This is a genomic window from Streptomyces sp. NPDC013457, assembly GCF_043089925.1.
GTDB lineage: Bacteria > Actinomycetota > Actinomycetes > Streptomycetales > Streptomycetaceae > Streptomyces.
On sequence record NZ_JBICBL010000001.1, the window covers coordinates 180571 to 192585 of the forward strand.

At 72.2% G+C, this 12015-nt stretch carries 10 protein-coding genes; 7 read left to right on the forward strand and 3 right to left on the reverse strand.

All coding sequences use genetic code 11. The annotated features are described in order from the left end of the window. The first annotated feature begins 9 nt into the window (after nt 1–9). Genes ACF1G2_RS00845 through ACF1G2_RS00855 form a run of 3 tightly spaced genes read left to right on the forward strand, consistent with a single transcriptional unit; the run spans nt 10 to nt 3484 of the window. Nucleotides 10–1686: an FAD-dependent oxidoreductase gene (locus ACF1G2_RS00845; protein WP_391796145.1), complete on the forward strand. Its 1677-nt coding sequence runs from the start codon at nt 10–12 to the stop codon at nt 1684–1686. Then, the gene (locus tag ACF1G2_RS00850) at nt 1683–3134 is read left to right on the forward strand and encodes an ATP-binding protein (protein WP_391796146.1); all 1452 of its coding nucleotides are present in this window, start codon (nt 1683–1685) and stop codon (nt 3132–3134) included. Before ACF1G2_RS00845 ends, ACF1G2_RS00850 begins: the two co-directional genes overlap by 4 nt. Continuing rightward, complete coding sequence (locus ACF1G2_RS00855; protein ID WP_391796147.1) at nt 3131–3484, forward strand: UBP-type zinc finger domain-containing protein; 354 nt, start codon at nt 3131–3133, stop codon at nt 3482–3484. Before ACF1G2_RS00850 ends, ACF1G2_RS00855 begins: the two co-directional genes overlap by 4 nt. A gap of 42 nt (nt 3485–3526) precedes the next feature. Here the strand turns inward: ACF1G2_RS00855 and ACF1G2_RS00860 are convergent, their stop codons facing one another. Next, nucleotides 3527–4222 carry a DUF4230 domain-containing protein gene (locus ACF1G2_RS00860; RefSeq protein ID WP_391796148.1) on the reverse strand — a complete coding sequence of 232 codons (696 nt, stop codon included), beginning with the start codon at nt 4220–4222 and terminating at the stop codon, nt 3527–3529. A gap of 113 nt (nt 4223–4335) precedes the next feature. Here ACF1G2_RS00860 and ACF1G2_RS00865 point away from each other — a divergent pair, with 113 nt between their 5' ends. Further along, nucleotides 4336–4917, forward strand: coding sequence for a VanZ family protein (locus tag ACF1G2_RS00865; RefSeq protein WP_391796149.1), 582 nt, complete (start codon nt 4336–4338; stop codon nt 4915–4917). Between the two features lie 12 nt (nt 4918–4929). Here the strand turns inward: ACF1G2_RS00865 and ACF1G2_RS00870 are convergent, their stop codons facing one another. Continuing rightward, nucleotides 4930–5589, reverse strand: a complete 660-nt coding sequence (locus ACF1G2_RS00870) for a response regulator (protein ID WP_391796150.1) — start codon at nt 5587–5589, stop codon at nt 4930–4932. A 135-nt stretch (nt 5590–5724) separates the two neighbouring features. On the opposite strand from ACF1G2_RS00870, the gene ACF1G2_RS00875 reads away from it, so the two are divergent. After that, nucleotides 5725–7581 (forward strand): response regulator, encoded by a 1857-nt coding sequence (locus ACF1G2_RS00875; protein WP_391796151.1) that lies wholly within the window; start codon nt 5725–5727, stop codon nt 7579–7581. A 209-nt stretch (nt 7582–7790) separates the two neighbouring features. Next, nucleotides 7791–8198 carry an ATP-binding protein gene (locus ACF1G2_RS00880; protein WP_391796152.1) on the forward strand — a complete coding sequence of 136 codons (408 nt, stop codon included), beginning with the start codon at nt 7791–7793 and terminating at the stop codon, nt 8196–8198. A gap of 58 nt (nt 8199–8256) precedes the next feature. Here ACF1G2_RS00880 and ACF1G2_RS00885 read toward each other — a convergent pair whose 3' ends face one another. After that, nucleotides 8257–9324 (reverse strand): substrate-binding domain-containing protein, encoded by a 1068-nt coding sequence (locus ACF1G2_RS00885; protein WP_391796153.1) that lies wholly within the window; start codon nt 9322–9324, stop codon nt 8257–8259. Nucleotides 9325–9533: 209 nt separating this feature from the next. On the opposite strand from ACF1G2_RS00885, the gene ACF1G2_RS00890 reads away from it, so the two are divergent. Continuing rightward, on the forward strand, nt 9534–11969 hold the full coding sequence (locus ACF1G2_RS00890) for a polysaccharide lyase 8 family protein (protein ID WP_391796154.1): 2436 nt from the start codon (nt 9534–9536) through the stop codon (nt 11967–11969). Nucleotides 11970–12015: the final 46 nt, after the last annotated feature.

Here is a 12015-nt window from a genome sequence, read left to right on the forward strand (position 1 = left end):
CGGAGAGGCATGGCACAGGCCGGCGACGCAGCACGAACCGTGATCCTGACGGTGGACGACGATCCGGGCGTCTCCCGCGCCATCGCCCGTGACCTGCGGAGACGCTACGGCGACGGGTACCGGATCGTGCGCGCCGAGTCCGGCGAGTCCGCGCTCGACGCACTGCGCGAGCTGAAACTGCGCGGCGACCTGGTGGCCGTGATCCTGGCCGACTACCGCATGCCGCAGATGAACGGCATCGAGTTCCTCGAACAGGCCCTCGGCGTGTACCCGGGCGCGCGCCGCGTGCTCCTGACCGCGTACGCCGACACCAACGCGGCCATCGACGCGATCAACGTCGTCGACCTCGACCACTATCTGCTCAAGCCCTGGGACCCGCCGGAGGAGAAGCTCTACCCGGTCCTGGACGACCTGCTCACCGCCTGGCGCTCCAGCGACTACCGGCCGGTACCCGAGACCAAGATGGTCGGACACCGCTGGTCGGCGCACTCCTCACGCGTCCGCGAGTTCCTGGCCCGCAACCAGGTGCCGTACCGCTGGTACGCGTCAGACGAGCCCGAGGGGCGGCGGCTGCTCGAGGCGGCCGGCACGGACGGACACCGGCTGCCGCTGGTGCTCACGCCGGACGGATCGGTCCTGATCGAGCCGGACGCGCCGGAGCTGGCGGCCCATGTGGGGCTGGCCACCACGCCGGCCGCGGAGTTCTACGACCTCGTCGTCATCGGCGGCGGTCCGGCCGGGCTCGGCGCCGCGGTGTACGGGGCGTCCGAGGGGCTGCGGACCGTGCTCGTCGAGCGGTCGGCGACCGGCGGACAGGCCGGGCAGAGCTCCCGCATCGAGAACTACCTGGGCTTCCCGGACGGCGTCTCCGGGGCGCAGCTCACCGACCGCGCCCGCCGTCAGGCGACCCGCTTCGGCGCCGAGATCCTCACGGCGCGTGAGGTCACGGGCCTCGAAGCCAACGGCGCGGCGCGCGTCGTGCGTTTCTCCGACGGCTCCGAGGTCGCCGCGCACAGCGTCATCCTGGCGACCGGCGTGTCCTACCGGCAGCTCCGTGCGCCGGGCTGCGACGGCCTGACCGGCCGCGGGGTGTACTACGGCTCCTCCCTCACCGAGGCGTCCTCGTGCGAGGGCCAGGACGTGTACATCGTCGGCGGCGCGAACTCCGCCGGGCAGGCGGCCGTGTTCCTGGCGCGCGGCGCGAAGTCCGTGACGCTGCTGGTGCGCGGGGAGTCCCTGGCGGCATCGATGTCGTACTACCTGATCCAGCAGATCGAGGAGGCGCCGAACATCACCGTGCGGCCGCGGACCGTCGTGGAGGAGGCGCACGGCGAGGACCACCTGGAGCGGCTGACCCTCCGCGACGCGGTGAGCGGCGACAGCGAGGTGGTCGACGCCCAGTGGATGTTCGTCTTCATCGGGGCGGCCCCGCTGACCGACTGGCTGGGCGGGACGGTGCTGCGTGACGAGCACGGCTTCATCCTGGCCGGACCGGACCTCACGCCGGACGGCCGGCCGCCGGGCGAGTGGGAACTGGACCGGCCTCCCTACCACTTGGAGACCAGCGTTCCCGGCGTGTTCGTGGCGGGCGACGCGCGCGCCCAGTCGGCGAAGCGCGTGGCGTCCGCCGTCGGCGAGGGAGCCATGGCCGTGATGCTCGTCCACCGCTATCTGGAGCAGTCATGAGCGACCAGGCCGCGCCCTGCGATCCGTACGAGATCGGCTCGCTGTTCCTGTTCGAGAAGCTCACCCCGGAACAGCTCGGCCGGTTGTGCGTCGAGGGGCGCATGGAGGTGTTCGAGCCCGGTCCCGTGTATGTCGAGGGCGACCCGGCCACCTGCTTCTACGTGATGGTCGAAGGCACGGTCGTGCTCTCCCGCAGGGTGGGCGGCGACGACGTGGAGGTCAGCCGCACCTCGCAGCGCGGGGTGTACGCGGGGGCCATGCAGGCGTACCTCGGCGACCGGGTCCCGCAGACGTACAACAACACCATGCGGGTGACCGAGCCCACCCGGTTCTTCGTGCTGCCCGCGCAGTCGTTCGCGGACATCATGCAGGAGTGGTTCCCGATGGCGGCGCACCTGCTGGAAGGGCTCTTCTTCGGCTCCAAGAACACCCAGCGGGCGATCGGCCAGCGGGAGCGCCTGCTGGCGCTCGGCTCGCTGTCCGCCGGACTGACCCATGAGCTCAACAACCCGGCGGCGGCCGCCGTAAGGGCCACCGCGACCCTGCGTGAGCGGGTCGGCAAGATGCGGCACAAGCTGGCGGTGATCGCCCAGGGGCCGTACTCGCGCGAGGCCCTCGCCTCGCTCATCGAGATCCAGGAGCGAACCGCCGAGCGCGTCGCCAAAGCGCCGGTGCTGACCCCCCTGGAGGCGTCGGACCGGGAGGACGAGCTGACGGACTGGCTCGAGGACCACGGCATCCCGGAGGGCTGGCGGATCGCGCCCACCTTCGTCCAGGCAGGGCTCGACACGGACTGGCTGGAGCAGGTCGCGGCGACCGTGGCCGACGACATCCTGCCGGGCGCCGTGGGCTGGCTCAACTACACGGTGGAGACAGAGCTGTTGATGGACGAGATCGACGACTCCACCAACCGCATCTCCCATCTGGTGGACGCGGCCAAGCAGTACGCGCAGCTCGACCGCGCCCCGCACCGCGAGGTCGACGTCCACGAACTCCTCGACAGCACGCTGCTGATGCTGTCAGCCAAGATCGGACCGCGGGTGCGGGTGGTCAAGGAGTACGACCGCTCCCTGCCCGCCGTACCCGCCTACCCGGCCGAGCTCAACCAGGTGTGGACGAACCTGATCGACAACGCGGTGCACGCCATCGGAACGACCGGAGGTGAGGGCACCCTGACGGTCCGCACGGCCCGGGAGGGCGACCGGCTGCTCGTCGAGTTCCGTGACACCGGCCCCGGTGTCCCCGAGGACATCCGCAGCCGGATCTTCGACCCGTTCTTCACCACCAAGCCGGTCGGCGAAGGCACCGGTCTCGGACTCGACATCTCCTGGCGGATCGTCGTCAGCAAGCACCACGGCAGCCTCCAGGTCGAGTCCGTACCCGGCGACACCCGGTTCCAGGTGCTGCTGCCGCTGACCGCCGCCGAGACCGCGGAGGAGCCCACATGACCGAGATCGACGGCATCGACCCGACCGTCCCGCCCAGCGGCACCGGCTGCTCGGACTGCGACGCGCTGGACGGCTGGTGGTTCCACCTCCGGCGCTGTGCCCAGTGCGGCCACGTCGCCTGCTGCGACTCCTCACCGGCCCAGCACGCGACGGCCCATTGGAAGTCCACCGGGCATCCTCTCGTACAGAGCTTCGAACCGGGCGAGGAGTGGTACTGGAACTACGCCACCAACGAGATGTTCGCGTCCGGCCCCCCGCTGACCCCTCCCGGCGGCCACCCGGCCGACCAGCCGGCGCCCGGCCCCGCCGACCGCGTCCCCCAGGACTGGCAGAGCCGGCTCCACCGCTGAGGACCGAGCCCCCCGTGTGAAGCGCCTCCTGCTCCATTGGTGTCAGCCGTACGTGACGGTGACCTTCTCGAAGCCGAGCGCGCTCAGCAGCCCCTGGAGCATCGCGGTGGTGTTGCGCTCGGCCCGGCTCGTGAGGTCGCTCTCCCGGGCCGCCTCACCGATGTGCTGGGCGGCGAGACGGTGGACGGCCGTCTCGCCGGCCGGGTTGTCGGAGAAGAGGTCGCCCAGCCGGTCGAGGAGCCCTCGCTGCTTCGAGACGGTGTAGGACCGCTCGGGGTCGAGGGCGGGGTCGCCGAGCCGTGCGTGGGGCAGGCGCAGGGTGGCGGTCGTCCGTTCCTCGTCGACGGTGACGGCGTCGGAGCGCAGACGGGAGAGGTCGACGTACGAACTGACGCTGCCGTACGCCACGTACAGGGTGCGGGTGCCCCGGATCGCGTCCGGCAGGAACCGGGCGTCCTTCTCCAGGTCCACCACGACCTGGTAGGTACCGAGAGCGCCTTCGTGGCGGTTCATGTCCTGGATCGACTTCAGCACGGCCGGTCCCGAGCGGTCCTTGCTCTCGGTCCCGAACAGGTCTCCCAGGCCCGGAAGTTGAAAGAAGCGCCCCAGCAGGACGAAGGCCAGGGCCAGGGCCAGGGCCAGGAGTACGGCGGTGACGGCGGTCCACCGTGGGGTGCCACGTTCTCGTCCACGTGGCGACGGTATGCGCGAGGGTCTGGTCTCTGTGTCGTCTCGCATAGGAGTCTGGTGCCCTCCGTACGCGCGGTCATTCCGAACGGCCCCCGGATTGCCGGGCCGTGTCCCGGGTAACCGGGTTCAGCCGAGGAAGGCTCTGCGAGGAGGGGACGGACATGAAGGCGTGGAGAGCCGTGCGGGTCGAGAAGGCGGCGAGGGAGAAGCGCGAGGCCGGGGAGACGCCGCCGGAGGAGGCACCGCGGCGGCGCGGGCCCGGCCGGGTGGTCCGGGCGCTGGTGGCGCTGGTGGCCCTGGCGGGGATGGTCGCGTTCGCGATCGTCCTGGCCCGGCTCACGCTCAACGCGTCCCCCGCGTCCGTGCCCCTCACCCACAGCAACCTGACGCCGGGCAGTTCGATCCGCGCGTACCTCCAGCAGCCGGGCTTCGTGGACACCGTCAAGCAGCTCGGCGGCAACGTGGCGCTCGGCGTGCCGTTCGGCGTTCTCCTGCCGCTGCTCTCCCGCAGGACGCGCGGTTCGCTGCGCGTGTGCCTGCTCGTGGTCGGGACGATGCTGCTGGTCGAACTGGTCCAGGGCGCCCTCATCACGGGACGCGCCTTCGACATCGACGACGTGCTCCTCAACACCGCCGGCGCGCTCCTCGGCTACCTTCTCATCGGTCGCCGTATGGGCCGTGCCGTCCACCCCCGCCCCCGCCGCCGGTGGTGGGCCCGAGGCGCCGGCCAGGCGGCCCGCTAGGGACACCCGCTTTCACGCGTCGTCGGGGGAGAGGCCGGAGCGGTACGCGATCCGGGCCGCCTCGACCCGGTTCGACACCTCCAGCCGGGCCAGGAGCTGGGTGACGTGCGCTTTGACCGTGCCCTCGGTCATGCCCAGTTCCGCCGCGATGCCGGCGTTGGAGAGTCCCCGTCCGAGCAGCCGCAGCACGTCGGTCTGGCGGGCGGTCAGCGAGGCGACGCGTGGGTCGCCCTCGGCGGCCGTACGGTCCCCGTTCCTCGTGGTGAGGTCGATGACGTGGCCGGTGACCGTGGAGCCGAACACCGCGTGCCCCTCGGCGACGCTGCGCAGGGCGCCGAGCAGTTCCGCCGGCGGGGTGTCCTTGACGAGGAAGCCGACCGCGCCGGCCGCGAGGGCCTGCTCGACGTACTCGTCGCGGCCGAAGGTCGTGAGGATGAGCACGGCGGGCGGGCTGGGCAGTTCGCGGAGCCGCCGGGTCGCGGCGATCCCGTCCATGCCGGGCATCTGCACGTCCATCGCCACGATGTCCGGGAGCAGACGGCGCGCCAGGTCGACCGCGGAGTGGCCGTCCCACGCCTCCGCGACCACGCGCAGGTCCGGTGCCGAGTCGATGATCGCCCGCAGCCCGTCGCGCACGGCGGAGTCGTCGTCCGCGACGAGGACCGTGATCATGAGCAGCGCCTCATGCCGCCATCCTCGCCCGGATCGCGGAGGCGGGCGACGGGGCGGGGATCGGGACGGCCCGTACGGGTGAGGGCGGCGGCGGCTCGCCGCGCCCGGGGCCCCCTCGCTGACTAGCGTGGCGGCATGGCCGCTACGCCGCTCTCCCGCTGGTCTCCGCGGCGCGTCGACGCCCTGGTCACCGTGGTGGTCGTCGCGCTCGGCATCGCCGATTCCTGGGTGAAGCCGTCCAGCGGTCTGCTGACGGGCCTGCCGACCCCGGTGATCGCGGCCTGTTCGGCGGCGGTCGGCCTCAGCCTGTGGTGGCGCAGACGCCGGCCCCATCTGGTGGCCGTGTTCGTGACGGTCATGCACGTGGTGTCCTTCACCCCGGTGGCGCTGGCCGTCGCGATGTACACCGTCGGCAGTCTGGACCGGCGGCTGAAGGTGCTCTGCGCGTACGGCGTGGCCGGGTTCGTCGCCGGTCTCGGGGGGCTGCGCGGAGGGTTGCCGGACGCCGGGATCCGGGAGGCCGCGTACTCGCTGGCCGCGATCGTCGGCCCGCTGGCCGTCGGTTACGCGGTCGGTGTGCGCCGTGATCTGACGGCGTCCGTGCAGGCCCGCGTGGCCGACCTTGAGCGTGAGAACCGGCTCATGGAAGAGCGGGCGCGGGCGGAGGAACGGGCCGAGATAGCCCGGGAGATGCATGACGTGGTCGGCCACCGGGTGAGCAACATGGTGCTGGCCGCGGGTGCCCTGGAGTCGGGTCCGGCCTCGGGGGTGCCGGAGGCGGCCCGTACGGCGGAGTTGATCCGGTCCGACGGCCGGCAGGCGCTGGAGGAGCTCCGCGAGATCCTCGGCGTGCTCGCTCCCGCTCGTGTCGCGGCCGGGGAGCCGTCCGGGGCACCGGCGGCCGGTCCGGCCCGGGCGGCGCCGCCCGGGCCGGACGCGGAGGAGCTGTCCGACCTCGTCACGCACGCCCGCGAGCGCGGCCAGGAGGTGGAGCTGCTGGTGAACGGCCATCCGGAGATCCTGCCGCTCCCGGTGCAGCGGGCCCTGCACCGGATCGTGCGGGAGGCGCTGACCAACGCCGCGAAACACGCTCCCGGGGCGGCGGTGCGGGTGGACGTCGCCTGCCGCGCGGACGGTGTGCACCTCGCCGTCGCCAATACGGCCGCCACGCGTCCCGCGTCGCCCGATCTGCCCAGCGGCGGGCATGGTGTCGTCGGCCTGACCGAGCGCGTCGCGCTGCTCGGCGGGACACTGACCGCGGGGCCTCAGGGCGGCGGTTTCCTGCTCTCGGCCTTCATCCCCCCACCGCCGGGGAGCACCCCCACGAGGAGCACCATGAGCATCCGCGTCCTGGTCGCCGACGACAACGAGATCACCCGGCGCGGACTGCTGTGGATCATCGAGGCCAGCGGTGACATCGAGGTGTGCGGTCAGGCGGCGGACGGGGACGAGGCGCTCGCCCGGGCCGAGGAGACCCGCCCTGACCTGGTCCTCCTCGACATCCGCATGCCCGGCGTCGACGGTCTCGCGGCGCTCCCCCGGCTGCTGGGGCTGCCGGAGCCGCCGAAGGTGCTGATGCTCACCTCGTTCCACGACGACGAACAGGTTCGGACCGCGCTGCGTGCCGGGGCCTCGGGGTTCCTGCTCAAGGACACCCCGCCGGAGGAGCTGCTGCGCGCGATCCGCGACGTCCACGGCGGCCGGGCCGCCCTCGGCCCCCCGGTGGCCAGGCGTCTGGTGGACGGTCTCGCCCGGAGCTCGGCCGCGCTCTCTCCCGAGGAGCGGGACCGGCTCGACTCCCTCACGGGCCGCGAGCTCGACGTGCTCCGGCTGCTCTCGCGGGGGCTCACCAACAGCGGCATCGCGGCCGAGCTCGACACCACGGAGGGGACGGTCAAGGGGTACGTGAGCGCCGTGCTGGCCAAACTGGGCGCGGACAGCCGTGTCCAGGCCGCGCGCGTGGCGTACCGCGCGGGGCTGGACACGGACTGACCCGGCCGCGCGGACCGGTGGCCCCCTACTTTCGTCAGTCCGAAGGCCGACCATAGGCACCTTGGTGGGCCGGGAATCGACGGGACGATGGAGGAGTGGCGCGGCACCGCCCTCCTCCTCCCTCCTCGGCGGGGCGGAGCCGCCCACGACGGGGATGGTGGGGGACCGTTCCGCCCGTCGGGGGGGCGCACCCAGACCTGGAGTTCATCGTGAACGCACACAGCGGTATCGCCGTCCTGCCCCGCCACCCCCGCGCCGCCGCGGACGCCCGTGACGTCCTGGACCGGATCACGCCCGACGGACACGACGAGGTGGACATGGCCGCCCTGCTCCTGAGCGAGGTCGTCTCGAACGCGGTCCGGCACGCGGACGGGCCGGCGATCGAGGTCGCCATCGGCTACGACCGCCGTGCCGGTGTCGTCACCGGGGCGGTCTTCGACACCAACCCCCGCATGGGCACGGGGGCACGGTCGAGTCGCGACGAGCCGGACACCGCCGAGACCGAGCTGGAGACGGGCCGGGGGCTGGATCTGCTGGACGCCGTGGCGGGGGCGTGGGGTGTGGCCACGGTGGGCGACCGCGGCAAGTGGGTCTGGTTCCAGGTCGAGGCCGCCTGAATCGAGGCCGCCCGAGTCGAGGCCGCCCGAGCCTTGTCGGGCGCGGGGCGATCGAGGCTCAGCCGCCGCTGGACGAGCGCACCCGGAGTCTCGGGAGGACGAAGAGCCGGTGCCGCGGAGCGTCCGGCTGGTCGAGCCTGCGGACCAGCAACTCCACCGCGGATGAACCGACTTCGTACTTCGCGGGGGCGATCGCACTCAACGGGATGTCGGCGAGCCCCGCCACCTCGTCGTCGTACGCCACGATCGCGACGTCGCCGGGAACCTGGATCGACCGCGCGCGCAACCGCCTCAGCAGGACGAGCGCCTCCTGGTCGGGATGGGCGATGACGGCGTCGACGCGGCCCTCCGCCGCGGCGTCGAGCAGCTCCTCGAAGGGGCCGTCGTGCTCCGGGCTCCCGGGCCCCGCGTCCCCGGTGTCGAAGACGGACACCGAGCCGGAGGTCTCGAGCCCGGCGGCGCGCACTCCGGCCTGGAAGCCCTCGATGATCCCCTGCGCGGTCGGGCTGGTCCCGCGGACGAGCAGCATGACGCGACGGCGGCCGGCCTCCACGAGATGCCGCACGGCGAGGCGTGTTCCGTGGACGTGGTCGGACACGACATGGTCGATCCCGGCGACCTCGTCCGCCTCGGGGCGGCGCTCCACGATCACGACGGGGACGGGCAGTTGCTCGTACCAGCCACGCGGCCCCGAGGGGACCACCAGCAGTCCGTCGATCCCGTCGCCGACCATCCGTTCGACCTGTGCGCGCTCCTCGTCCGCGTCGTACCCCGAGATGTCCAGCACGAGCCGGACGCGCCGGGCGGCTGCGGCCTCGCGCGCGCCCTTGATCACCTCGGGGTAGTAGTAGTCGGCGGACGGCACGATCAGACCGATGACACGCTCCCGGCCGCCCCGCGACGACGCGGCGGGCGCCGCCTCGGCGGTCGCGGTCTCCGCCCAGGTCTCGGGAAGCATCGCCCCGCCGTGGACACGGGCGACCAGACCGCGGTCCGCGAGGATCTCGACATCACGGCGGACGGTGACCGGGGAGACTCCCAGCTCGGCCGCGAAGTCGCTGACGCGGAGCGAGCCTTCTTCCCGCAGTCTCCGCAGGATCGCCTGATGCCTGTGTTCCGCGTGCACTGCCGCGCTCCCCTCCGACGAACCCCCGTTCACGAGCAGTGTAGCGACCCCCTGATCGTCTCTGTCTGTTTTAGTTCGAACGAACATTGAGTGGCTGTTTCTGTCCAAACTGTTGCTGTCCTGCTTTTCTGCGTGTTAGAAACCCCACGCTCACGAGCCAGCGACAGCGCCGAGGCAACGACGCGCTCCTCCCGTAAAGGTCGTCTCCCATGCCATCTCCCTGGCGTCGTCGCACGTTCCTCCAGGCCGCGGGCGGGGGCACGCTCGCCCTCGGACTCACGGGCACCCTCGCGCACCCGTCCGCCGCAGCAGACGATCCGGCCGGCACATCGGCCGCCGCGACCGACGCCGAGTACGACGCGCTGCGCGGAAAGTGGCGCGACCTCATCCTCGGTACGGGATTCAGCCCGACCGCCGAGCCGTTCCGGACCATCCTCACCAGCCTCGGCACCACCGCGGCCGGCTACCGGGCGACCATGGCCCCGGCCAGTGGCTCCCTCTGGCCGGGCCGCACCTGGACCGATCCCGAGCCCGACCTCGACGCCGAGTCCTACGCCTTCTCAGCGGTCATCAACGACAGCTACAACCGGCTGCGCACCATGGCCGAGGCCTACTCCCAGCCGGGCACCGGGCTGACCGGGAACGCCGGGCTCCGTGACGCCGTCATCGCCGGCCTCGACCACCTCTACGCGGAGGTCTACAACGAGACCACCGCACGGTACGGCAACTGGTACAACTGGCAGATCGGCGCACCACAGGCGCTGATGGACACCTGCGTCCTGATGTACGACCACCTGTCTGCCGCGCAGATCGCCTCCTACTGCCGGGCCGTCGACGCGTTCGTGCCGGACTCGGTCTTCGCCTCGTACACGGGTACCAGTACGGGCGCCAACCGGGTCGATCTGTGCCGTGGAGTGATCCTGCGCGGGATCGTCGGCAAGGACGCGGGCAGGATCGCGCTGGCCGCCCGGGCGCTGGCCCCGGTCTTCCCGTACGTCACCTCGGGCGACGGTTTCTACGCCGACGGATCGTTCGTCCAGCACCGCAACGTCCCGTACATCGGCGGGTACGGAGCGGTCCTGCACGACGGTGTGGGCCGACTGCTCGCCCTGCTGCGCGGGTCGGGCTGGGAGGTGAAGGACGCCGGCACCCAGCTCTTCCTCGACACGATCGAGAAGGCCGTCGCACCGTTCATCTACAACGGCCTGATGATGGACAACGTCAGCAGCCGGGGCATCAGCCGCGTCGGGACGAACGAGCACCAGCGGGCGCACGGGCTCATGGCGACCATCCTTCTCGTGGGTCAGGGGGCGAGCCCCGAGGAGAACGCCCGCTGGCGCGCGATGGTCAAGGGCTGGCTGCAGCGCGACTACTACTACCCCGCACTGAAGAACCCCGGACTGAGCCTGATCAGGGCCTCGCTCCTGCAGGCGCTCCAGGACGACACCGCCGTCAAGGCCGCCCCCGAACCCGTCGAGCACCGCCTCTTCCCCGAGATGGCGCGGGCCACCCACCGCCGTCGCGGCTGGGCCGCCTCCCTCTCCATGGCCTCGAACCGCATCGCCCACTACGAGTTCGGCAACGGCGAGCACGCCCGCGGCTACCACACCGGTGCCGGCTGGCTCTCCTGGTGGGGCGGCGACTTCGGCCTGGAGCAGTACTCGGACGCGTACTGGCCGACCGTCGACCCGTACCGTCTGCCCGGGATCACCGCCTCGCGCAAGCCTCTCGCCGACGGCGAGGGCGGGAACTGGGGGCAGCCGATGCCGGACGCAGCCTGGGTGGGCGGTACCACCGACGGCGAATACGCGGCCGTCGGTCAGCACCTCAAGGGCATCTCCAGCACCATGGAGGCCAGAAAGTCCTGGTTCTGCCTCGACGACTCCATCGTCTGTCTCGGGGCCGGCATCACCTCTGCCGACGGTCACGCCGTCGAGACGACCGTCGACAACCGCGCCCTCGGCGCCACCGGTGCCCCCGTCCTCACCGTCGACGGCAGGGCGCAGCCGGTGACGCAGGGCTGGACCGCCGCCTTCGACGACGTCGAGTGGGCCCACATCGCCGGGCATGCGGGGTACGTGTTCCCCGGTGGGGCCAGGATCGGCGCGGTACGCGAGGAGCGCACCGGCTCCTGGAAGGAGATCAACACCGGCGGCACCCCGGACCCGATCACCCGCCGGTATCTGACGCTCTTCACCGACCACGGCGTCGATCCGGCCGACGCCGGCTACGCCTACGTCCTCCTGCCCGGGGCCGGCACCAGGACCACGGCCCACCGCGCCTGCGACAGGGGGTGGCTGCGGATCCTCGCCAACTCCGCCGAACAGCAGGGGGTACGCGTCCCCAAGCTGGGCTTCACCGCGGTGAACTTCTGGACGGCGGGCACCGTCGACAGGATCCACGCGGGCGGCCCCGCCTCCGTCCTCGTCCGGGAGCACCGCAACGGCACGGCGACGATCGTCGTCTCCGACCCCGCCCGGCAGGCCACCTCGCTGAGCGTCGTCTGGAACCGCAGGGTGAGCCGGGTGCTCTCCAAGCCCGCCACGGTCGCCGCCGCCACGACCGGCTCGTCGCTGAAGCTCACGTTCGGCGACCTCACCGGCCAGGCCGGAGCGCCCCAGAAGATCACCGTACGCCTCGGCTGACCCGAGGACCGGGGAGGCGCCGGCCTGGCCCGCGTGCCACGCACGG